The sequence below is a fragment of the Phreatobacter oligotrophus genome (genome assembly GCF_003046185.1).
In the GTDB taxonomy this organism is placed as follows: Bacteria; Pseudomonadota; Alphaproteobacteria; order Rhizobiales; family Phreatobacteraceae; genus Phreatobacter; species Phreatobacter oligotrophus.
In genome coordinates, this window is the sequence record NZ_PZZL01000002.1 from 226,691 (window position 1) to 249,487 (window position 22,797).

Consider the following 22,797-nt stretch of genomic DNA (forward strand, 5'->3'; position numbering starts at 1 on the left):
GGCAGGGGCTGCCGGGCTGGCGCACTCTCAGCCCATGTTCAGCCGCGGAGGCCCCCATGCTCAACGTCGTCCAGCTGGAAAAGCACGGCACCCCGATCCGCCTCGCCGAGGCGGCGGATGACTACGAGATCGTCCGGCGCACCCTCGCCTTCATCACCGACCACTGGCGCCGCCAGCCGAGCGTCGAGGAAATGGCGGAGCATGTCGGCCTGTCGCCGGGCCACCTGCACCATCTGTTCCGCCGCTGGGCGGGCCTGACGCCGAAGGACTTCCTGCAGGCCATCACGCTCGACGCGGCGCGCTCGCTGCTGCGCGACGAGGCCTCGGTGCTCGATACGGCCTATGAGGTCGGCTATTCCGGCCCCGGGCGCCTGCACGACCTTTTCGTCACCCACGAGGCCATGTCGCCCGGCGAGTACAAGACCGGCGGCGAGGGCCTGGTCATGCGCTACGGCTTCCATCCCTCGCCATTTGGTCTCGCCATCGTGGTGGCGACAGACCGGGGGCTTGCCGGCGTCGGCTTCTGCGAGCCGGGCGGGGAACCCTCGGCGCTCGCCGACATGCGCGGGCGCTGGCCGCGGGCCAGCTTCGTCGAAGATAGCGGCGTCACCGGACCCCTCGCCCACCGCATCTTCGACCCCGAGGCCTGGCGCGAGGACCGGCCCCTGCGGGTCTGCCTCATCGGCACCGATTTCGAGGTGAGGGTTTGGGAGACGCTGCTGCGCATCCCCATGGGCAAGGCGACGACCTATTCGACCATCGCCAGCCATATCGGCCGGCCGACGGCGGCGCGCGCGGTGGGCGCGGCGGTGGGCAAGAACCCGATCTCCTTCGTCGTGCCCTGCCACCGGGTGCTCGGCCGCTCCGGCGCGCTCACCGGTTATCACTGGGGCCTGACCCGCAAGCAGGCCATGCTCGGCTGGGAGGCCGGGCACACGGGGTGAGGCAGGGAGGGGCGGGGCCGCTGCCGCGTGAGGCGGGGGACTAAACCCTCTCCCTTCATGGGAGAGGGTGGCGCCGTCAGGCGCCGGGTGAGGGTTGGTCCTCGATCCGCCTAGGGGGCTGCTCAGGTCGCGTTTCGATGCAAACACCGCGCACAGGCGGAGGGCCTGTGGCTCCCCCCTCACCCGGCCGCTGACGCGGCCACCCTCTCCCATGAAGGGAGAGGGTTTCGCGCCTGCCGTCCCGCCACCGCCCCATGGCTCCCCTGCCGGTCCGATAGCTGCAATCGCCGGTCGCACTGGCTAGAACGGGCGGGTGACCCACGCCCTCCCCCAGACCGCGCCCCCCGAGGTCAGCCACCGCCGGATCCTCTCCATCGCGGTGCCGATGATCTTCGCCCATGTGACGACGCCGCTCCTCGGCATCGTCAGCACCGCCGCCATCGGCCGGCTCGGCGATCCGATCGCGCTTGCCGCCGTGGCACTCGGCGCGGTCATCATGGACATGCTGGTCTGGGCCTTCGCCTTCCTGCGCATGGGCACGATCGGGCTGACTGCACAGGCCCGCGGCCGGGCCGACGAGACCGAGCGGCGCGCTGTCATCGCCCGGGCGCTGCTCATCGGCATCGCCTGCGGCCTCGCCATCCTCGTGCTGAAAGTGCCGCTGCTGGCGCTCATCTTTCGCGCCATGGGCGCCTCGCCTGCGGCGACGGCGGCGGCCGACACCTATGTCTCCGTTCGCCTCGTCTCGATCCCCGCCATCTTCATCAATTTCGCCGTGCTCGGCTGGCTCATCGGCCAGGCGCGGACCATGACGGGACTGGTCCTGCAGATCGTCATCAATGTCGGCAACATGGCCCTGACCGTGCTCTTCGTCTCGGTCCTGGAACTCGGCATCGCCGGCGCCGCCACCGCCAATGCGTTGGCCGAATGGATCGGCGCGGCGGTCGGCCTCGTCGTGGTGCTCGCCTCGCTCGGCTGGCGCCTCACCGTGCCGTGGTCGGTCATTCTCGACCGGGCGCGCCTCATCCAGACCTTCGCCATCAACCGCGACATCATGATCCGCACGGCGGCGCTGCTCGCCTCGCTCGCCTTCTTCACCCGCCAGGGGGCGGTCGGTAGCGACACGGTGCTCGCCGCCAACGCCATCCTGATGAACTTCGTCGGCATCGTCGCCTTCTTCCTCGACGGCTTCGCCACCTCCGCCGAGCAGCTCGGCGGCCAGGCGGTCGGCGCCCGCGACGAGGCCAGCTTCCGCCGCGCGGTCTGGCTCTCCTCGATTTGGGCGGTCGCCTTCGGCACGGTCGCCTCCGCCGTGTTCTTCGTCGGTGGCGGTGCGGCCATCGACTTCGTCTCGACCTCGGAGGCCGTGCGCGCGGAGGCGAAGCGCTACCTGCCCTACATGGCGCTGACGCCTTTCACGGGGGTCATGGCCTTCCTGTTCGACGGTGTCTTCATCGGCGCGACCTGGGCGGTCGCCATGCGCAACTGCATGCTGGCCTCGCTCGCGACCTTCATCGCGGCGTGGTGGCTGCTGTCCGGCTTCGGCAATGACGGGCTGTGGATCGCCTATCTCATCCTGCAGGCGGTGCGCGGCCTCTATCTCGGCCTCGCCATGCCCGGCCTGATGCGCGTCACCTTCAGGTGAGGCGCCAGTCGGCGTTGGCGGTGCCGACGAGGTCGGTGACCGAGGCCATGCGCTCGCGCATCAGCCGGTGGACGAGGCCCTGCTTGATCTCCTCGACCAGGCCGAAGCCGCGGAAGACCAGCGCGGAGTAAAGCTGCACCAGCGTCGCGCCGGCGGCGATCTTGGCGATGGCATCCTCAGGCGAGGCGATGCCGCCGACGCCGACGAGGGGGAACTGCCCCTCCACCCGCCGCCAGGTCTCGGCCAGCATCTCGGTGGAGCGGCGGAAGAGCGGCCTGCCCGACAGGCCGCCGGTCTCGCGGGCGGTGGCCTGGTCGGCGAGGGTCTCGGGGCGGGCGATGGTGGTGTTGGAGACGATCATGCCGTCGACGCGGCGGCGGCGGCAGACGCTGACCATGTCGTCGAGGCCTTCCAGCGACAGGTCGGGCGCGATCTTGACGAGGATCGGCTTGCCCGGCGCGACGGCGTCGCGCGCCTCGATCGAGCGCGCCAGCACGTCGTCGAGGAAGGAGGCCTGCTGGAGGTCGCGCAGGCCCGGCGTGTTGGGCGAGGAGACGTTGACCGACAGATAGGAGACGTGGGGGCCCAGCTTCTCGATGAGCAGGCCGTAATCCGCCACGCGGTCGGTCGAATCCTTGTTCGGGCCTATATTGATGCCAACGATGCCGGGCTTGCCGGTGCGGGCCGCGAGGCGGCGGGCGACGACGTCGACGCCGTCGGAATTGAGGCCGTAGCGGTTGATGATCGCCTCGTCGGGCACCAGGCGGAACACGCGCGGCTTCGGATTGCCCACCTGCGGCTTCGGCGTGACGCCGCCGACCTCGACGAAGCCGAAGCCGAGGCGAAGCGCCGGGTCCGGCACTTCCGCGTGCTTGTCGAAGCCGGCGGCAAGGCCGACCGGGTTCGGGAAGGAGAGCCCGAAGGCGGAGACGGCAAGCCGCCGGTCGTCCGTGCCGCAGGCCGGCAGCGGCAGGGTCTTCAGCGCCGCGACGGCGAGATTGTGGCCGGTTTCCGGATCGGTGGCGAGCAGGACCGGACGGGCGAGGCGCGAGGCGAGCGAGAGCAGGGACATGAGCGCGTTCTGGCACTGTGCGGCCAGAGCGGCAAGGGGGATGGTGCCTGCCTGCTGAGGCGAAGGTGGGCCCCTCACCCTTCCCTCTCCCCGCAGGCGGGGAGAGGGGGACTTCGACGTCGCGACCTGTTCTTCGCGGTCATGCCAAGCCCGGCGGTGCCATGCAGAGCGGGAGGCTGTTGCCCCCTCTCCCCGCCTGCGGGGAGAGGGAAGGGTGAGGGGCATTCAAGCCCAATCCCCTCCGAAGAGTCCCGTCAGATCCGCACGATCTTGGCGTCGTGCGGCCATTCGAGCGTCTTCAGCGCCTGAGCGAGGTCATCGATGAGGTCATCGGGGTCCTCGAGGCCGACCGACAGGCGCAGCAGGCCGTCGGTGATGCCCATTTCCAGCTTCTCCTCGGGCGTGAAGCGGTCGTGGGTGGTGGTCGGCGGATGGGTGATGAGGCTCTTGGAATCGCCGAGATTGTTGGAAATCTTGATGATGTTCAGCGCATTGGCGACGCGGAAGGCGCCGGCCTTGCCGCCCTCGACCTCGAAGGCGATCAGCGTCGAGCCGCCGCGCATCTGGCGCTGGGCGATCTCGTATTGCGGATGGTCCTTGCGGCCGGGATAGATGACCTTGGTGACGCCCGGCAGGGTCGCCAGCGCGTCCGCGACTTTGGCGGCGCTGGTGGTCTGGCGCTCGACGCGCAGCGGCAGGGTCTCCAGGCTCTTCAGCACCACCCAGGCATTGAAGGGGCTCATCGCCGGGCCGGTCTGGCGCAGGTACTGGTAGACGTTGTCCTGGATGAACTGCTTCGAGCCGAGGATGACGCCGCCGAGGCAGCGGCCCTGGCCGTCGATGTGCTTGGTGGTGGAATAGATGACGCAATCGGCGCCCAGCGCCAGCGGGCTCTGCATCATCGGGGTGGCGAAGACGTTGTCGACGGTGACCTTGATGCCGTTCTTCTTGGCGATCGCGACGATGGCCGCGATGTCATAGACCTCGAGGGTCGGGTTGGTCGGACTCTCCAGGAAGAAGACCTTGGTGTTGGGGCGGACCGCCGCCTCCCACTGGGCGAGGTCCGCGCCGTCGACCAGCGTCGACTGCACGCCGAAACGCGGCAGCAGCGTCTCGATGATGTAGCGGCAGGAGCCGAACAACGCCTTGCAGGCCACGACGTGGTCGCCGGCCGAGAGCTGGCCGAACATGGCCGCATTCACCGCCGCCATGCCGGTGGCGGTCGCCTTGGCGGCCTCCGCGCCTTCGAGGAGGGCAATGCGGTCCTCGAACATCTGCACGGTCGGGTTGGAGAAGCGGGCATAGATGAAGCCGGGATCGGTGCCCTTGAAGCGGGCCTCGGCCTGCTCGGCGCTGTCATAGACATGGCCCTGGGTCAGGAACAGCGCCTCGGAGGTCTCGCCGAACTCCGAGCGGATGGTGCCGCCATGGACCAGCCGGGTCGCCGGCCGCACGCGGGAGGGATCAAAGGGCTTCTTCATGGCGCGACCTCACGGCACGATCCGGGACTTGTCCCCCGGAAAAAACAGAACCCGGCCCGGCAAGTGCCGAGGCCGGGTTGATCCCGCGCGCCCGGCCTTTTAGCGAATGGTTTAGCGTGGTTCGCAAGCCAGCCGGCCAAATCTCCACGTCGTAGGCAAGGGTCCTAGGGCGGCGCGGAGAGAGCGTCAAGCGTTTTGTTCGTTTTGACGAACGGTTTGTTCGTCGGAGTTGGGGCGATGGTGGACGAAACCCTTCACGGCATCTTGCCGTCACAGGCCATCGAGGAGCTGGTGGCGCGCGGCCAGATCCGCATCGCGCGCGCGCTCGACGCCGACCAGGTGCAGCCGGCCTCGCTCGACCTGCGCCTCGGCACCCGCGCCTTCCGCATCCGTGCGAGCTTCCTTCCCGGCCCGTCGAGCACGGTGGTGGACCGGCTGCAATCGCTGGCGCTGCACGAGATCGACCTGACCCGCGGCGCGGTGCTGGAGACCGGCTGCGTCTATCTCGTCGAGCTGATGGAAGGCCTTGCGCTGCGCGGCGGCATCTCCGCCACCGCCAATCCGAAAAGCTCGACCGGGCGGCTCGACGTCTTCACCCGCGTCATCCTCGACCGCGCCCAGGCCTTCGACACGATCCCCGCGGATTACGAGGGCCCGCTGTTCCTCGAGATTTCGCCGCAGACGTTCCCGGTGCTGGTCCGGACCGGCTCGCGCCTGTCGCAGATCCGCTTCCGCCGCGGCCGCGCCGAGCTGACGCTGGACGAGCTCAACGGGTTGCAGGAAACCGAGCGCCTCGTCGACACCGGCACGCCGATCGTCGGCCCGGTCGGCATCGCGGTGTCGATCGACCTCATGGGGGAAGCCTGGGGCGGGCTTCTCGGCTATCGCGCCAAGCGCCATTCCAGCGTCATCGACGTGGACAAGAAGGCCGCCCATGACGTGCTCGACTTCTGGGAGCCGATCCAGGAGCGGGGGAAGGGCGAGATGATCCTCGACCCCGACGAGTTCTACATCCTCGCCTCGAAGGAGGCCGTGGTGGTGCCGCCGGACTATGCGGCGGAGATGCTGCCCTTCGACCCCCTAGTGGGCGAATTCCGCGCCCACTATGCCGGCTTCTTCGATCCGGGCTTCGGCCATGCGGCGGCGGGCGGCAAGGGCGCGCGCGCCGTGCTGGAGGTGCGCTCGCGCGAGGTGCCCTTCATCCTCGAGCACGGGCAGATCGTGGCGCGGCTCGTCTATGAGCGGATGACCGAGAGGCCGAAGAGCCTCTACGGGCAGGTCGGCTCGAACTACCAGGCGCAGGGCCTGAAGCTGTCGAAGCATTTCCGGTAAGGGCGGCGCCTCTCAAGCCCCACCCCTATCGCCTATTCAATCCCCTCACACCCCCGACAGCTGCTGCTCCACCAGCCGCGCGAAGCAGCTCGCGCCAATCGGCAGCAGCGCGTCGTTGAAGTCGTAGCGGCCGTTGTGGACCGGCACCGCACCATGCTCGGGCGTGGACTGTCCCAGCAGCATGAAGGCGCCGGGGGCCTTTTCCAGATAGTAGGCGAAGTCCTCGCCGGCGGTGAGCGAGGGCAGGTCCACCTTGATGAGGTCGTCGCCGACCACGTCGCGCGCGGCCTGCTCGAAGGCCGAGGCCTCCTCCACCGTGTTGATGGTCGGCGGATAGGAGCGGCGGTAGTCGAGCGTCAGCTCGATGCCATGGGCGGCGCAGAGCCCCTCCAGCGTCTGGTGGAAGAGCTCGTCCATCGCCTTCCGGGTCGACGGCTTCAGGGTGCGGATCGTGCCGGACATGGTCACCGTCTCGGGGATGACGATCTGCGAGGTGCCGGCGATGAACTTGCCGATGGAGAGGACCACCGTGTCGTGCGGGTCCATGCGGCGGCTGACGAGGCTCTGCAGCGCCGTGTAGATCTGCACCGCGCAGGGCAAGGGGTCGATGCCGCGATGCGGCTCGGCGGCGTGGGACGAGCGGCCCTTCAGGGTGATGTCGAAATAGTCGACCGCCGCCAGCACCGTGCCGGGGCGGATCGCCGCCGTGCCCAAGGGCAGTTGCGGCGCATTGTGGATGCCGTAGACTTGGTCGCAGGGGAATTTCTCGAAGAGCCCGTCGCGCAGCATCTCGGCGGCGCCCGTGAGCCCCTCCTCCGCCGGCTGGAAGATGAGATGCACCGTGCCGGAGAAGTTGCGTGTCTCGGCGAGGTAGCGCGCCGCGCCCAGCAGCATGGTCGTGTGGCCGTCATGGCCGCAGGCATGCATGCGGTTCTCGTAGGTGCTCTTGTAGGGCAGGTGATCGTTCAGCTCCGGCATGGGCAGGGCATCCATGTCGGCGCGCAGCCCGATCTTGCGGTTGCCGGGCCGGCCATGGATGACGCCCATGATGCCGGTCTTGCCGAAGCCGCGATGGACCTCGATGCCCCAGGATTCCAGCTTCTCGGCGACGATGCCGGAGGTGCGGACCTCCTCGAAGCCGATCTCGGGATGGGCGTGGAAGTCGCGCCGCCAGGCGGTCATCTCGTCGTGGAAGGCGGCGATGCGGTCGATGACGGGCATGGGGCGGCTCCGGGATCCGAAGCCGGAAGGCTAGCCTGCCCTCGCCCCGCCGCAAGCCCCGCGGCGCAGGCCTGCGCTGCGCCTCAAGGGTCGTTGCGGCGGAAGGTCAGGTAGCAGGGCTTGCGGCCCTCGCGCAGGGCCTTGGCCTCGTAGCGGGTCGACTGCCAGTTCGACCAGGGCGTCGTCCAGTCGCTCGCCGCCCGGGCGGCGAAGGTGAAGGCGGGCGAGCGCAGCAGCCGCTCCAGCGTCCAGGCCGAATAGTGGTCGATGTCACTGGCGAAGCGGAACTCGCCACCGGGTTTGAGGATGCGGGCGAACTGGGCGACCGTCTCGTCGGAGACGAACCGGCGCTTGTGGTGGCGGGTCTTCGGCCAGGGATCGGGATAGAGCAGGTAGACGATGTCGAGGCTGGCATCCGGGAACCAGGGCAGCAGCAGGCCGGCGTCCTGCGTGTGCAGGCGGACATTGTCGATCCCCTGCCGCTCGATCTCGGCCAGCATCTTCGCCATGCCGTTGATGAAGGGCTCGACGCCGACGAAGCCGAGATGGGGATGGGCGGTCGCCTCGCGCACCAGGTGCTCACCGCCGCCGAAGCCGATCTCCAAGACGTAACCGTCGAGCTTGCGGGGAAAGAGGGCGGCAAGGTCGCAGGGGCGCGCAGGATCGACGCGCAGGCGCGGCAGCAGGGTCTCGAACAGGTCGGCCTGGTGCGGGCGCAGGGCCTTGCCCTTGCGCCGGCCGAAGAAGGAACCCTGCCCCGCGAGGCGCTTGTCGTTGGTCATGGCTTTGTCGGTCGTCATTGGCGTCCGTGATCAACCCCGCAACGGGAGGGCCTTCATCGGGGCAAGGCGGCTGGTTGGCAAGGGCCTCGCCGCATTTGGCGCGGAAGCCTTGGCAGCATGCGGCGCTGCAATGCAGCATCTTGCGGCAACAGGACAGGCGGATGTTGCGGGCCACGTTCATTCAACTGCGAGCCTTCCCGCCATGACCCGCAAGACCCTCGCCGCGCTGGCAGCCGTCGCTACGGTAGCGACCAGCGCCGCAACAGCCCATGCCGACCGTCTGACCGCCTTGGTCCGCGATGGTGACAGCGCCTGCTTCACCCGCCAGTTCACCGGTGCCGCCCGCGAGGCGGGACAGCGGTTGCGGTCCCTCACCCTCGCCGTGACCCGGGCGGACCGGCTCCGGCCAGACGATCCGGCCGTGGCGGAGATCCGCGTCACCTTCCAGCGAACCGACCGTCCCGGCACCTTCGTGTACCGCGCGATCTGCGCCGACGAGATTCCGGGCGGGGCCGGCTGTCTGGGGAACCTGCCGCCGAGCAGCCCCCAAGAAGCCAGCGAAGCCTCCGTTGTCATCCGACCCGGTGCGCGGCAGGCCCTGCTTTCGCTGGCGTCGAGCCTCGCCGTCGTGCCGCGGAATGCGGCGGATCCGGAGGTCGTGGTGCTGCCGTTCGGCGCCGCTGACGGGCGGCTCACGCTCACCCGGGCCCCGCTCGCAGCGTGTGGGCTGTCGGACCCGTCCGCCCGGCTCTGAGCGGTGGCCGGCATGGCCTCGTCAACGCCGGCTTGGCCATGCGTAGTGCGCAGCATAGGCGGCCAAGCGGTCGACCTTGGTCGAGCCCTTGCCGCAGACGACATCTGCAGCCTTAGCAGCGCATCATGTTGCGTTGCAACATAAGCGCGCAATGTTTCCGGCCGATGGTTGGGTCAATCGTACCAACCCCGGGCCCGGAACCATGACCCGCACCCTTCTCGTCGCATTGGCGACCCTGGCGGCCCTGACGGCCGCGAAGGCCGATCCCCTGACCGATCTCGTCCAGACCGGCGAGGGAGCGTGCTTCTCCCGCCAGTTCTCGGCGGCCGACCTCAGCGCCCGAGCGGCCCAGACCGTCAAGTCGCTGACGCTCGCGGTCACGCGGGCAACGCCGCTCAAGCCCGGCGATCCCGCCGTTGCCGAAATCACCGTGATCCTCACCCGCCGCGACCAGCCCGGCATCTTCAGCTACCGCGCCACCTGCGTCGATCCCATGCCGAACGGGGCCGGCTGCATGGGGTTCCTGTCGCAGGACAGCGCCGAGGAGGCCGGCGACACCACCGTCACCCTCGGCGCCGGCGCGCGGAGCGCCCGCCTCTCCCTGACGTCGGGCCTTAAGTTCATCCCGCTCGGCGAGGCGGAGACACGGGTGGTGGTGCTGCCTTTCGGCGCCGCCGATGGCGACCTGGAGCTCGCGGCGGCGCCGATGCGCACCTGCGCCATGCTCGACGGCGCATCCGCCGATTGAGGCCGGAAACGGAAAAGGGGGCCGCGAGGCCCCCTTCCCTGATCCGTCGGTGCGCGTCGCCTCAGGCGGCGACGGCGTCCTTCAGCTTGGCGACGAGGTCGGTCTTCTCCCAGGAGAAGCTGCCGTCGCGGCCGGCCTTGCGGCCGAAATGACCGTAAGCCGAGGTCTTGGCGTAGATGGCCTTGTTCAGGCCGAGATGCTCGCGGATGCCGCGGGGCGACAGGTCCATGACCTCGGCCAGCGCCTTCTCCACCTTCGCCTCGTCAACGCCCGGCTTCGCCGTGCCGTGCAGGTCGACATAGATCGACAGCGGCTTGGCAACGCCGATGGCGTAGGAGAGCTGGATGGTGCAGCGGTCGGCCAGCTTGGCGGCGACCACGTTCTTGGCGAGGTAGCGCGCGGCATAGGCGGCCGAGCGGTCGACCTTGGTCGGGTCCTTGCCGGAGAAGGCACCGCCGCCATGGGGGGCAGCGCCGCCGTAGGTGTCGACGATGATCTTGCGGCCGGTCAGGCCGGCGTCACCATCCGGACCGCCGATGACGAACTTGCCGGTGGGGTTGATCCACCACTTGCAGTCCTTGGCGATCTCGAGGCCGTCGAGCGTCTCGCGGATCACCGGCTCGACGATCTTCTGCACGTCCTTGGAGGTCAGCTTGGGATCGAGATGCTGGGTCGACAGCACGATCTGGGTGACCGCGGCCGGCTTGCCGTTCTCGTAGCGGATGGTGACCTGGCTCTTGGCGTCGGGGCCGAGCTTCTCGCAGCCCTTCTCGCCGGCCTTGCGGTACTTGGTCAGGTTCTCGAGGATCTTGTGGGCGTAGTAGATCGGCGCCGGCATGAGCTCGGGGGTTTCGCGGCAGGCATAGCCGAACATGATGCCCTGGTCGCCGGCACCGACGTCCTTGTTGCCAGCCTCGTCAACGCCCTGGGCGATGTCGGCGGACTGCGGGTGCAGCAGCACGTCGATCTTGGCCTTCTTCCAGTGGAAACCGTCCTGCTCGTAGCCGATGGCCTTGATGGCCTTGCGCGCCACGGACTTGAACTTCGAAGGGTTCACCAGCGGGTTGCCGTGGGCGTCCTTCAGCACCTTGCCGTCCTTGCCCTTCTTCAGGAGCGAGTCGGGCACGCGGACCTCGCCGGCGATGACGACGCGGTTGGTGGTGGCGAGCGTCTCGGCGGCGATGCGCACGGAGGCGGCGGGGACGCCGGCCTTGGCGGCCTCCTTGAAGACCAGGTCGACGATCTCGTCGGAGATGCGGTCACAGACCTTGTCCGGATGTCCTTCGGACACGGATTCCGACGTGAAGAGATAGGAACTGCGGGACACGAACCGTCCTCCAGAAACAGAAGCCCACGGGGATCGCGGGACGCGGACCGTCGCTAGCGACGGTTCCATGAACCGGATTTGAACATCCGCGCACCCTCAGGGCGCGCGGCCGCCGGGGACGCGCGCTTTCCCGACGCCCAAGCGGCCGAGGTTCTGGCAACAGCGCGTTCTTCGGTCAAGTCCGAAACTGGCAAAAAGACCGGTTCGTTCGCAAAAAAGAACGCGGCGAGGCGATCTGGCGCAGCTTTTGCGGAGATCAGGCCGGCTCGTCGTCGTCGCCGGCAATGGAGGAGACGAGGTCGACGATCTTGCGGCGGATCTTGGGGTTCTTGATCCGGATGAAGGCGCGGTTGAGCGCGAGGCCTTCGCTGGTCGACAGGAAATCGGCGACGTAGGAGGCGGCGCTGACGTCGGAGAAGCCACCTTCGGGAGCCGGCTCACCGGACGGCGCACCCTCGAAGAAGAAGGAGACTGGGACGGAGAGGATGGCACCGATCTGTTGCAACCGGCTCGCGCCGATACGGTTGGTGCCCTTTTCGTATTTCTGGACCTGCTGGAAAGTCAGACCGAGACGTTCACCCAGCTTTTCCTGGCTCATGCCGAGCATCATGCGGCGCATTCGGACGCGGCTGCCGACGTGTTTGTCGATGGGATTCGGGGTTTTCTTGACAACCATCAGCGCTTCTCCGTGCCTCGGCACGTCCTCAGTTGACCCACCCAGCAGCCTCCCCAGGCTCACCGCGCACGATCACGCAGGCGGTTGTACAACCTTAGCACTCATGATTGACCGCACCAACCATGGGGTTCCGCATCAGGGTTTTTTGCTTATGGCCAATTGTCCAGATCGTTACAAGTAAATTACCGCAACCCAATACCCATCATGTGGATTGTATGATGCGCTGCCTTCCCCTACGGAGCAGGATCATCACAATACCGCCCAGTACAACCGCCAGCGGCACGTGACCAGCGCGGGAAAACACGGTGGGCGGCAGGGCGCGGGGCAGGTCCGAATCAAGCACGTCGCGGGCGCCGAGCGGCAGTGAGCGCAGGATCCGGCCATAGGGATCGATGACGGCGGAGACGCCGTTATTGGCGGCGCGCACCATCGGCAGCCCCTCCTCCAGCGCCCGGACCGCGGTCTGGTGCAGGTGCTGGTAAGGGCCCGGCGTCATGCCGAACCAGGCGTCGTTCGTGACATTGATCAGCCATTGCGGCCGGCGGTCCGAGGCGGTCACGGCCCCGGGGAAGACCACCTCGTAGCAGATGAGGATGCCCGCCGGCGGCGCGCCGGGGATCAGCAGGGTGCGGCGGCGGTCGCCGGCCGAGAAGCCGCCGCGCTGGCGGGTAAGCGCCTCGAGCCCCATGGCTTCAAGCCGGTCCTGGAACGGCAGGTACTCGCCGAAGGGCACGAGGTGCACCTTGTCGTAGGTCTGGCCGATCGTGCCCTCGTGGTCGATCACATAGGCTGAGTTGAAGACCCGCGGCTCGCGGCGGCCGGGCAGCGGCTCCTCGGGGCGGGCGGCGCCGGTGATCAGGGTGACCCCGGGGGGCACGAGGTCGGCGATCTTCGCCAGCGCCTCGCGGTCCCAGATCAGGAAGAAGGGGAAGGCGGATTCCGGCCAGATCACGTGGGTCACGTCACGGATCCCGGAGCGCTCCGGCGAGGTCGGCTTGTCCGAGAGCTGGGCATAGCGGCCGAGGATCTCGTCCCGCGCCTCCGGGCGGAACCGCTGGTCCTGGGGAATGTCGGGCTGGACGATGCGCAGCCGCACGCCCGGCACCGAGCCAGTGTCGGCGCCCGACAGGCGCCAGCCGCCGACGAGCGCGAGGCACATGAGCGTCAGCGCCGCGCCCGCGGGGACGGCGAAGCGGCGCATGGGCGACAGGTCCTCGTCGCCGAGAACGGAGGGGCTCGCGAAGACAATGACGGTCAGCAGGGTCAGGCCGTAGACCCCGGCATAGGCCGCGCCCTGGGCGAGCCACGGATATTGCGTCAGCGCATAGCCGTAGAGGTTCCAGGGAAAGCCGGTGAGCACCGTGCCGCGCAGCAGTTCGGCGATGGTGAGGCCAAGCGCCAGCGCCAGGATGCGGCGGGCTCCCGGCCGCCACAGCAGCCGGGCGATGAACGTGCCGATGGCGGTGAAGAGCGCGAGGCCGGCCGGCAGCAGCGTCACCGCCACCGGCAGCAGCCAGGCGAAGCGGTCCGCTTCGACGAGGAAGGCCGCGCCGATCCACCACAATCCCGCGAGGTGGTAGCCGAAGCCGAACCACCAGCCGGTGCGCGCCGCCGCCATCAGCGTGCGCCAGCCGCCACCGGCGGCCGCCGCCCCGTCCACCAGCCAGACGAGCACCGGCAGGCTGACGGCGAGCACGGGGAAGGCGCCGAAGGGCGGCATGGCGAAGGCGGCCAGCGCGCCGGCGCCGAAGGCCAGGGCGGTGCGCCGCCATCCCCAGGCGAGGATGACGGCCCGCGCGAGGGCTGCGGCGGTCACCGGGCAAGGCCCGGCGCAGGGCCGGCCGAATCGCGGAGCGCTGTCGTCATGGCCCCCGTGTCGGGCAGGCCCGCCCGCCGGTCAAGCGCCGGCCTCGGATCCGGGCGGTTTGGCGGGAGGGGGGCGCTGGGCCTGGGTGGCCGGCGAGGGCAAGGGCTGCGGGGCCTCGACCGGACCGGCGGACGCCACCGGCAGGTCCGCTGCGGGCGCCGCGGACCGTGTCGCCATGGCGGCGGCGGGGCCTGCCGCCGGCGCGGGATCGGAGGCGAGCGCTGCCGCCGCGGCCTGGTCCTCCTCGTCGCGGCGCCGGCCGCGCACCGGGGCCGGGCGGCTGATGAGGCCGCGCCCGCGGGTGATCTTCACCCGCTTCACGCGGCGCGGATCGGCATCGATGATCTCGAACTCGAGCTCGCACGGGCCTGCCAGCAACTCGCCGCGGACAGGCACGTGGCCGGCAAGGACGGTGAGATAGCCACCGAGCGTGTCGACCTCCTCGCTGACCTCCGCGCCGGGGTCGAAGTCAGGTCCGACCACCTCGCGCACCTCCTCGAGCCGTGCACGGGCATCGGCGACATAGGCGCCATCGGCAGTTTGCGAGACGGTCTTGCCGTCGTCGACGTCGTGCTCGTCCTCGATGTCGCCGACGATGCTCTCGACGATGTCCTCCATGGCGATGAGCCCGTCCGTGCCGCCGTACTCGTCGATGACGAGGGCGAGCTGGATGCGCGTCGCCTGCATGCGCGCCAGCAGATCGATGGCCGGCATGGAGGGGGGAACGAAGAGGATCGGGCGGATGAGCCGCGTGGCGGCGAGCGGGACCGAGAGGTCGACCGCGCCGAGGTCGAGGCCGCCATTGACCTTCGGCGCCTCGGGCTTGGCGGAGGCAGCGTCCGGCGCCTCGCCGGCCTTGGCGCGCGTGCGGCGCTTGCGCGTCGCCTTCTTCGCCTCGGCGAAAAGATGCTTCACCAGGTCCTTGATGTGGACCATGCCGACGGGATCATCGAGCGTGTCGTCGAAGACGATCAGGCGGGTATGGCCGGCATCCTCGAAGGACTGCATGAGGGCGGCCAGCGAGATGTCCTTCTGCACCGCCATGATGTCGGCGCGCGGCTGGGCGAGGTCATTCACCCGGCTCTCGCGCAGGTCGAGAATGTTGCGGAGCATGGACCGCTCTTCCGGCGTGAAGCCGGCGGCGGCGGGGGCATTGTCCTCGAGCACGTCCTCGAGATTCTGCCGGGCCGAGGTCGCCGATCGCAGGCGCAGCCGGCTGAGCAGCCGGTCGATCCAGCGGTCGTGGCGGTCAGGTACCCGTTCGGCTCTGGGGCCTTCCGGGGTCGCCTCGGGGGATGCGGGGGTCGTTGCGGCCTCTGCCGCGGTGGTTCGGTATCGACTGTCGCTAGGGTCGGGCATCGGTTCCATCGGGCGTCATGCGCCCGGCCGCGTGGGGATCCTTGATGCCGAGCCCTGCGAGGATGGCTGTTTCCAGCGCCTCCATCGCCACGGCCTCGGCTTCGGTCTCGTGATCATAGCCCAAAAGATGCAAGAGGCCATGGATCGTCAAGTGCGCGAGGTGGTCGGCCGGCGTGATGCCCTCCTCCTCGGCCTCGCGCAGCAGCGTTTCCCAGGCGATGATGACGTCGCCGAGCAGCGGGCCGTGCGGCGCGGGGAAGGACAGGACGTTGGTCGGCTTGTCCTTGGCGCGATAGTCGCGGTTGAGGTTGCGCACCATCGCGTCGTCGGCGAGCGCCAGCGACAGTTCCGCATCGGGGGGCACGCGAATGTCGGCGCGCGCGGCCACGGCGGCCACGGCGCGGCGCGCTACGGTCTCGGCCTCCGGGAGAGCCTCCCAGAGGTCGGAGAGAACCGCGATATCCGTCTCGATCGGTGCGGCGTCGACCTGTCCGAGGGTCATGATCCGCGCATGCGTCGCGGCTGGTGGGGCGCTGCATGCTCGCCCGACCGCGTCGCCGCCTCATAGGCCCGCACGATGCGGCCGACGAGCTCGTGGCGCACCACGTCGTCCTCGCTGAAGTAGCTCTGGGCGATGCCCTCGACGCCGTCGAGCAGGTCGAGCGCCTCGGACAGGCCGGACTTCATGCCGGACGGCAGGTCGACCTGCGTGGGGTCGCCGGTGATGATCATGCGGGAGTTCTCGCCCAGGCGGGTGAGGAACATCTTCATCTGCATCGAGGTGGTGTTCTGCGCCTCGTCGAGGATGACGACGGCATTGGTGAGGGTACGGCCGCGCATGAAGGCGAGCGGCGCGATCTCGATCATGCCGGACTGCATGCCCCGCTCGACCCGCGGCGCGTCCATGAGGTCATAGAGCGCGTCATAGATCGGGCGGAGATAGGGATCGACCTTCTCCTTCATGTCGCCGGGCAGGAAGCCGAGCCGCTCGCCGGCTTCCACCGCCGGGCGGGTGAGGATGAGGCGATCGACCATGCCCTTGTCCAAAAGGGCGACGGCCTGCGCGACGGCGAGCCAGGTCTTGCCGGTGCCAGCCGGGCCGATGCCGAAGACCAGCTCGTGGCGCTTCAGGGCGCGGATATAGGCGTCCTGCGCCGGGGTGCGGGCGCGCACCGTGCGCTTGCGGGTGACAATTTCCTCGTGGCCGAGGCGCGGCGCGCCGTCCGCCTCGAAGAGCGAGCCCTGCGATGTCGTCATGCGGATGGCTCCGTCGACATCGCCGAGATTGACGTCGTGGCCGCTCTTCAGCCGCGCATAGAGATTTTCCAGCACCACCTTGCCCTGCTCGCAGGGATCGGCGGGTCCGACGAGATTGACGAGATTGCCGCGGGCCGTGGCGCGGATGCCGAGCCGCTTCTCGATGAAGGCAAGGTTCTGGTCGTATTGGCCGAACAATCGGCTGGCGAGGCGGTTGTCGTCGAAGGAGAGGGTGATCTCGGCCTCGGCCGCATCGTCATCGGTCGCAAGCCAGGGAATGTTGCGCCCGCTATTCGGCCCGAAGCCGCCCCCGCTGGGATTTTTCAACCGCGCCGTCCTTCGTTCACGTGGTTCCGTTCACTCTGCCGCATGCACTGACATCATATGGTCGTTCCCGACGAGAACGCCATCCAGCGAGTTTGTCTTCGTCGCCGTGATTCGCACAGGGACGATGCTGCCGACCAGAGACGACGGTCCGATGACCTGGACCGGCAGGAGATGGGGCGAGCGGCCGACGACCTGGCCGGGCTTGCGGCCCGGCTTCTCGAAGAGGACATCCACGGTTCGGCCGACCAGGCTTTCCTGGAAATCCCGCTGCTGCCCGGCGACCAGCGCCTGCAATTCATGAAGCCGCGAGGTCTTCAGCGGTTCCGGAAGGTGCCCGTCCATTTCGGCGCCGGGCGTGCCGGGGCGCGCGGAGTAAGCGAAGGTGTAGGCCGAGGCGAAGCCGACACGGCGGACGAGGTCCAGCGTGTCGGCGAAATCGGCATCGGTCTCGCCGGGGAAGCCGACGATGAAATCGGAGGTCAGCGCGATGTCCGGCTGGGCCTCGCGGATGCGGTCGACGAGGCGGAAATACTCGTCGCGCCCATGCTTGCGGTTCATCCGCTTCAGCACCGCATCGGAGCCCGACTGAACCGGCAGGTGGAGATAGGGCATCAGCGCCGCGAGGTCGCGATGGGCGGCGATGAGGTCATCGCCGAGCTCGCGCGGATGGCTCGTCGTGTAGCGCAGCCGCGCGATGCCCGGCACCTCGGCGAGGCGATACAGCAGTCGCGCCAGCGTCCATTCCGCGCCATCGGGACCGAGGCCGTGATAGGCGTTGACGTTCTGGCCCAGCAACGTGATCTCGCGCACGCCGGCAGCGGCGAGCTTCTCCACTTCGGCAAGGACCTGGGAGACCGGCCGCGAGACCTCGGCGCCGCGGGTATAGGGCACCACGCAGAAGGTGCAGAACTTGTCGCAGCCCTCCTGCACCGTGACGAAGGCGGTCAGGCCGCGGGAACGGGTCGAGGCGACGGTCGCCGTCGGCAGCTTGGTGAACTTGTCCTCGGCCGGAAACTCGGTATCGACGACCCCAGGCTTTTGCGTGGCGCGCGCCACGAGATCCGGCAGGCGGTGATAGCTCTGCGGGCCGACCACCAGGTCGACCACGCGGGCGCGGCGGACGATCTCCTCGCCCTCCGCCTGGGCAACGCAGCCGGCGACCCCCACCAGCACCTCGCGACCCGCAGCCTTCGCCTCTTCCTTCAGGACCCGCATGCGGCCGAGCTCGGAATAGACCTTCTCGGCGGCCCGCTCGCGGATGTGGCAGGTGTTGAGGAGGATGAGGTCGGCCTCCTCCGGGGTCGCGACCTCGCGATAGCCCTCGGCGCCCATGACATCCGCCATGCGCTGGCTGTCATAGACGTTCATCTGGCAGCCGTAGGACTTGACGTAGACGGCTTTCGGCGCGGGATTGGGCGGAGACTGGCTCATGTCTTGCCTATAGCGGGTTCATCCGGGGGCGTTAAGGGCCTCACGCCGGCAGGCCCGGCAAGCCATGGGTGCACATCGCGGAACATCTCTCGCGAAACGATATTCACTTTCCGCTACGGCATTCGCAGCCATGATCCTGTAGATTTCCTGTTAAATCTCGATACACCGCATGGTTGCGTAACACCTTTTCCGTGCGAGACACGGTTAATTTCCACCAAGACACGAGACATTCGACATCCTGGTGACAATTTGTATCGGATAGGGGTCAGATTATTCTTTATCCGACGCATTTTATTAATTTCCAAGGCGCTTTCTGTCGTCCTTACCTTGGGTCATATGGACGCACCGCTCTCATGAACCGCCTTCTCCGCAACATTCCCATCGCTCCGAAGATCCTCATCGCGATGGGCCTCCTGCTCGCCACCATGCTCATCGTGACGGCCACGGCCTTCTGGGGCTTCGGTGCCATCCATGACGCCCGAAGGGAAATCGAGGCCTCGGTCGTTCGCGTCGAACAGGCGGGCCGGGGCACGGCGAACCTCCTCTCCTATGCCCGGGCAGTCGAATTCCTGCCGATCGAGATGCCGATCGCCGAGCGGGAGGCTTTTGAAAAGCAGGTGGTCGATGAGGCGGCTCGCTTCCGTCGCCGCCTGGAGCAGCTTGAGGCCGGCGCACGGCAGCAGGCCGGACGCGATGACGTGGCCAAGATGCGCCAGCTTCTGGCGCAGCACGAGGAGCGCGGCCAGCGGATCAAGGCCTTGTCGCGTGACGGCGCCTTCGACGACGCCGGCAAGATCGCCTTCGAATCGGCGGGGATCATCGCCTCGATCCGGCAGGTGATGCGCGGCCTCGAGGACCGAGCCATGCAGCGCCAGAACGACGCCGTCACCGCCTCCGACGCAGCCTTGACCCAGGCGAAGTGGAGCATCGGCATCGTTCTGGCCGTCGGCGTCGTCACCAGCCTTGCCCTCGCCGGCTTCATCCTCATCGGCTTCATCACCCGGCCGCTCAACGCCATGACGGAGGCCATGCTCAAGGTCGCGGATGGCGACACCGCCGTCGCGGTGCCGGCCCTCGGCCAGGCGGACGAGATCGGCAAGCTTGCGGGCGCCCTGGAGACCTTCAAGGCAAACCTCATCGAGAGCCGCCGCCTCGCCGCCGAGCGGGAGGCCGAGCAGGCCGCCAAGGAGCGCCGCGCCGATGTCGTCGCCGCTGCCGTGGCGGAGTTCGAACATTCCGTCGGCGAGGTGGTCTCGACCGTGTCCTCGGCCTCGACCGAGCTGGAGGCCGCCGCCTCGACCCTCACCGGCACGGCCGAAGCCACGCAGCACAAGTCCGGCATGGTGGCTGCCGCCTCAGAGCAGGCTTCCGGCAATGTCCAGGCGGTCGCTGCCGCCACCGACGAGATGACCTCGTCCATCCACGAGATCGCCCGGCAGGTCCAGCATTCCAATGCCAAGGCGCGGGCCGCGGTGGCCGACGTCAAGGCGACCGATACCAAGGTCACCGAGCTCCTCGACGCGGCAGGCCGCATCGGCGAGGTGGTGAAGCTGATCACCGCCGTTGCCGAGCAGACGAACCTCCTCGCCCTCAACGCCACGATCGAGGCGGCGCGCGCCGGCGAGGCCGGCAAGGGCTTCGCGGTGGTCGCCTCCGAGGTGAAGCAGCTCGCCGGCCAGACCGCCAAGGCGACCGAGGCCATCGGCGCGCAGATCACCGCCATGCAGGCGGCGACCCGCGAGGCTGCCGCCTCCATCCAGATGATCGGCGCCACCATCGTCGAGGTGTCCGATGTCGCCGCCGCCATTGCCGCGGCGGTGGAGGAACAGGGCGCCGCGACGCAGGAGATCGCCCGCAACGTCCAGCAGGCGGCCAAGGGAACGGTGGAGGTCGCCACCTCGATCGTCGAGGTGAACCAGGGCGCCGTCGAGACCGGTTCGGCCTCCACGCAGGTCCTCTCGGCCGCGCAGGAGCTCTCGCAGCAGGGCGTCCGCCTGAAGAGCGAGGTGGACCGTTTCCTCGCCACCGTGCGGGCGGCCTGACCTCGGGCGGGACGGCGTCACGTCGTCCCACCCCCGCCTCATCGCTTGACCCGGCGCGCTGTTTGCCGACTTTTTTGCAGCGCGGCGGGAACCGGATCGCGACCTCCGCCGTAGTCAGCCTGTCATGACCATCGGCGGAGATGATCCATGCGGTTCCTGTCCCTTCTTGCGGCGTCCGGCCTGATCCTGTCGGCCACGGCCGCCAGCGCCAACACGATCGACGGCACCTGGATGCGCGGCGACGGCAATGCCCGCGTCCGCATCGCCCCCTGCGGCGACAAGGTCTGCGCCACCAATGTGTGGATCGGCGATACCAGCAACGGCGAGGAGGTGGGTGACCGCCTCATCATGACGCTGGCGCCGGAAGGCGGCGGGCGCCTCGCCGGCACCGCCTTCGACCCGAAGCGGCAGCGCAGCTACAACATCATCATCACCTCGAACGGCCAGCAGATGAGCACCAAGGGCTGCATCCTTGGCCGGCTGCTCTGCCGCGAGGTGACGTGGACGGCGGCCCGCTGAGGGCCGCTTCCCGTCAAGCCGCCCGGATATTGCCGAGGAAGGCCTTCACCTCGCTCCGCATCCGGTCTGCCTGGACGGAGAGCTCGCGTGCGGCGGCGAGGAGCTCACTGGCCGAGCCCCCGGTCGCTGAGATGACGCCCGACACATTGACGATGTTCGAGGACACCTCGGTCGAGCCGGCGGAGGCCTGCTGAACATTGCGGGCGATCTCGGTGGTCGCGGCGGTCTGTTCCTCCACGGCCGCGGCAATCTCGGTCGCGACGAGATTGATCTCGCGGATGTTGCCGGCAATGCCGCCGATGGAGCGGACGGAGCCCGAGGTTGCCTCCTGGATGGCCGCGATCTGGCGGGCGATCTCGGTCGTCGCCTTGGCGGTCTGGTCGGCGAGACCCTTCACCTCGGCCGCCACCACGGCGAAGCCCTTGCCGGCCTCACCCGCCCGCGCGGCCTCGATGGTGGCGTTCAGCGCCAGGAGATTGGTCTGGCCGGCGACGCCGCTGATCAATTCGACGATGGCGCCGATGGCGTTGACCTTGCCGGCCAGTTCCTGGATCGAGGCGGCCGTGCCGTCGGCGGTGCTGACCGCCTCGGCGGCCATGGTGGCCGACCGGGCGACGCGGCCGGCGATCTCGCGGACGGATGCGGCCATTTCCTCGGCCGCGGCCGCGGCGGTCTGGATGTTCACCGAGCTCTGCTCCGAGGCGGCGGCGATGGTCGCGGTCCGGCCGGAGGCCTCCTCCGCGGAGGCCGAGAGCCCCTCGGCGGAGGAGCGGAGCTGGGCGGCCGAGGCCGACACCGCCTCGACGATGCCGCCCACGGCAGCCTCGAACTCGCTCGCCACCCGGGCCATCATCTCGCGCTGGGCTATTTCAGCCCGCGCTTTCTCGGCCTCCTGCGCGGCGCGCAGCGCGAGGTTGTCCTCGGCGGACCGGCGGAAGACCTGGAGGGCATCGGCGAGCTGGCCGACCTCGTCCTTCTGCCCCACGGCGGGGATGGAGACAGCGAGGTCCCCTGCAGCGACGCTGCGCATCGCGCCGGTCATGGCGAGGAGCGGTCGCACCACGCCCCAGATGACGACCCAGACTGCGAAGACGAGACCCACGAGGGCGCCGGCCGAGCCGACAAGGCCGACCACCCAATAGGCCTCCCGGGCGGCGGCATCCATGGCCTGGCCCTGCTCGGTGAACTGCTTGAAGACCTCGGCCTCGACGCGGCGGATCGCCTCCCGCATCTCGGCAACGACGGGCGCCGCCTCGAAGGCGATGCGTCCCGACTTCTCCAGGTCCCCGGCCTGGGCGCTGGTCCAGACCTGCTCGCGCGCCGCCTGGTAGGTCGAAAGGCGGTCACGGATCTGGGCGATCTCGCGGGTGAATCGACCGGCCGTGTCGGCAGTCACGATTTCGCGCAGGCGCCGCTCGAAGCGGCCCGCTTCGTCGACGGCCTGGTCATAGAAGCGACGACGCTCCTCCGCCGGCAGTTCCAGCGGGATGAACTCGACGGCCCGCGCATAGCTCAGCAGATTGGCGGTGCCGCGGCCGGCATGTTGCAGCATCTCGCTGGCCGCCCGGACGTTTTGCCCGCTGGTGCTGGTCACGGAGACGGCGGAGAGCCCCGCCGCGGCAACGAGGCCGATCACGACGATCAGGAAGGCGACGACCGATAGCAGCTTCGGGCCGATACCGAGATTGCGAAACAGGGCCATAGCGAGTTCTCCTCGCCATCCCTTCTGTCTTTGATCCTTTAAAAACCAATTAACATTGAAACATTCCCTGACATTCCGTCAGCAACCGTCGTATTTGACATTCATCTATACAATGTCATAATGCGAGATAAACATTATATTTGGAACGATTTCAAACTCTTATTTCTTTTAATCGATTCATATTGGGATGCACGATTGAGACATACATCGTCATAAAGCAGCCTACTGAAACGTCCTCGGGGTTATATTCCCTTACGGAACAACCATACCGCGAGGCGGCATCGCCCTGTTGTTTTCACAGAAACTATTGC

General features: G+C 68.5%; 19 protein-coding genes and 1 riboswitch. Of the genes, 7 read left to right on the forward strand and 12 right to left on the reverse strand.

Annotated elements, in window-relative coordinates; all coding sequences use genetic code 11:
- Positions 1-56: 56 nt before the first annotated feature.
- Positions 57-944, forward strand: a complete 888-nt coding sequence (locus C8P69_RS05045; protein WP_108174779.1) for a bifunctional helix-turn-helix domain-containing protein/methylated-DNA--[protein]-cysteine S-methyltransferase — start codon at positions 57-59, stop codon at positions 942-944.
- Positions 945-1,257: 313 nt separating this feature from the next.
- Positions 1,258-2,589, forward strand: coding sequence for an MATE family efflux transporter (locus C8P69_RS05050; RefSeq protein WP_245901873.1), 1,332 nt, complete (start codon positions 1,258-1,260; stop codon positions 2,587-2,589).
- On the opposite strand, the gene C8P69_RS05055 is transcribed toward C8P69_RS05050, so the two are convergent.
- Positions 2,582-3,655: a quinone-dependent dihydroorotate dehydrogenase gene (locus C8P69_RS05055; RefSeq protein WP_425440744.1), complete on the reverse strand. Its 1,074-nt coding sequence runs from the start codon at positions 3,653-3,655 to the stop codon at positions 2,582-2,584. The genes C8P69_RS05050 and C8P69_RS05055 overlap by 8 nt on opposite strands.
- A gap of 260 nt (positions 3,656-3,915) precedes the next feature.
- Positions 3,916-5,142 carry an O-succinylhomoserine sulfhydrylase gene (locus C8P69_RS05060; protein WP_108174781.1) on the reverse strand — a complete coding sequence of 409 codons (1,227 nt, stop codon included), beginning with the start codon at positions 5,140-5,142 and terminating at the stop codon, positions 3,916-3,918.
- A 79-nt stretch (positions 5,143-5,221) separates the two neighbouring features.
- Positions 5,222-5,300: riboswitch (SAM riboswitch) on the reverse strand.
- A 79-nt stretch (positions 5,301-5,379) separates the two neighbouring features.
- On the opposite strand from C8P69_RS05060, the gene C8P69_RS05065 reads away from it, so the two are divergent.
- Positions 5,380-6,474, forward strand: coding sequence for a 2'-deoxycytidine 5'-triphosphate deaminase (locus tag C8P69_RS05065; RefSeq protein ID WP_108174782.1), 1,095 nt, complete (start codon positions 5,380-5,382; stop codon positions 6,472-6,474).
- A gap of 45 nt (positions 6,475-6,519) precedes the next feature.
- On the opposite strand, the gene C8P69_RS05070 is transcribed toward C8P69_RS05065, so the two are convergent.
- Positions 6,520-7,695 carry a M20 aminoacylase family protein gene (locus C8P69_RS05070; RefSeq protein ID WP_108174783.1) on the reverse strand — a complete coding sequence of 392 codons (1,176 nt, stop codon included), beginning with the start codon at positions 7,693-7,695 and terminating at the stop codon, positions 6,520-6,522.
- Between the two features lie 83 nt (positions 7,696-7,778).
- Entirely contained in the window at positions 7,779-8,495 is a 717-nt protein-coding gene (gene trmB / locus C8P69_RS05075; RefSeq protein WP_245901874.1) for a tRNA (guanosine(46)-N7)-methyltransferase TrmB, read from the reverse strand.
- 184 nt (positions 8,496-8,679) lie between these two features.
- Here trmB and C8P69_RS05080 point away from each other — a divergent pair, with 184 nt between their 5' ends.
- Together C8P69_RS05080 and C8P69_RS05085 are read left to right on the forward strand one after the other, a co-directional pair.
- On the forward strand, positions 8,680-9,231 hold the full coding sequence (locus tag C8P69_RS05080; protein ID WP_108174784.1) for a hypothetical protein: 552 nt from the start codon (positions 8,680-8,682) through the stop codon (positions 9,229-9,231).
- 202 nt (positions 9,232-9,433) lie between these two features.
- A complete protein-coding gene (locus tag C8P69_RS05085; RefSeq protein ID WP_108174785.1) occupies positions 9,434-9,979 on the forward strand; it encodes a hypothetical protein in 546 nt (181 codons plus the stop codon).
- 61 nt (positions 9,980-10,040) lie between these two features.
- Here the strand turns inward: C8P69_RS05085 and metK are convergent, their stop codons facing one another.
- The 7 genes from metK to miaB all read right to left on the reverse strand — a co-directional run bounded on the left by metK (position 10,041) and on the right by miaB (position 18,223).
- Positions 10,041-11,306: a methionine adenosyltransferase gene (metK, locus tag C8P69_RS05090; RefSeq protein ID WP_245901875.1), complete on the reverse strand. Its 1,266-nt coding sequence runs from the start codon at positions 11,304-11,306 to the stop codon at positions 10,041-10,043.
- 256 nt (positions 11,307-11,562) lie between these two features.
- Complete coding sequence (locus C8P69_RS05095; protein ID WP_108174787.1) at positions 11,563-11,982, reverse strand: helix-turn-helix domain-containing protein; 420 nt, start codon at positions 11,980-11,982, stop codon at positions 11,563-11,565.
- Positions 11,983-12,184: 202 nt separating this feature from the next.
- Entirely contained in the window at positions 12,185-13,798 is a 1,614-nt protein-coding gene (lnt, locus tag C8P69_RS05100; protein WP_108174788.1) for an apolipoprotein N-acyltransferase, read from the reverse strand.
- Positions 13,799-13,879: 81 nt separating this feature from the next.
- Positions 13,880-15,208 carry a hemolysin family protein gene (locus tag C8P69_RS05105; protein ID WP_170118125.1) on the reverse strand — a complete coding sequence of 443 codons (1,329 nt, stop codon included), beginning with the start codon at positions 15,206-15,208 and terminating at the stop codon, positions 13,880-13,882.
- Positions 15,195-15,710 (reverse strand): rRNA maturation RNase YbeY, encoded by a 516-nt coding sequence (ybeY, locus tag C8P69_RS05110; RefSeq protein ID WP_108174790.1) that lies wholly within the window; start codon positions 15,708-15,710, stop codon positions 15,195-15,197. Before ybeY ends, C8P69_RS05105 begins: the two co-directional genes overlap by 14 nt.
- On the reverse strand, positions 15,707-16,744 hold the full coding sequence (locus tag C8P69_RS05115; RefSeq protein ID WP_108175529.1) for a PhoH family protein: 1,038 nt from the start codon (positions 16,742-16,744) through the stop codon (positions 15,707-15,709). Before C8P69_RS05115 ends, ybeY begins: the two co-directional genes overlap by 4 nt.
- 78 nt (positions 16,745-16,822) lie before the next feature.
- A complete protein-coding gene (miaB, locus tag C8P69_RS05120; protein ID WP_108174791.1) occupies positions 16,823-18,223 on the reverse strand; it encodes a tRNA (N6-isopentenyl adenosine(37)-C2)-methylthiotransferase MiaB in 1,401 nt (466 codons plus the stop codon).
- 353 nt (positions 18,224-18,576) lie between these two features.
- On the opposite strand from miaB, the gene C8P69_RS05125 reads away from it, so the two are divergent.
- The gene (locus C8P69_RS05125; protein ID WP_108174792.1) at positions 18,577-20,265 is read left to right on the forward strand and encodes a methyl-accepting chemotaxis protein; all 1,689 of its coding nucleotides are present in this window, start codon (positions 18,577-18,579) and stop codon (positions 20,263-20,265) included.
- Between the two features lie 147 nt (positions 20,266-20,412).
- Positions 20,413-20,784 (forward strand): DUF2147 domain-containing protein, encoded by a 372-nt coding sequence (locus tag C8P69_RS05130; protein ID WP_108174793.1) that lies wholly within the window; start codon positions 20,413-20,415, stop codon positions 20,782-20,784.
- A 13-nt stretch (positions 20,785-20,797) separates the two neighbouring features.
- Here C8P69_RS05130 and C8P69_RS05135 read toward each other — a convergent pair whose 3' ends face one another.
- Positions 20,798-22,486: a methyl-accepting chemotaxis protein gene (locus C8P69_RS05135; RefSeq protein ID WP_108174794.1), complete on the reverse strand. Its 1,689-nt coding sequence runs from the start codon at positions 22,484-22,486 to the stop codon at positions 20,798-20,800.
- Positions 22,487-22,797: the final 311 nt, after the last annotated feature.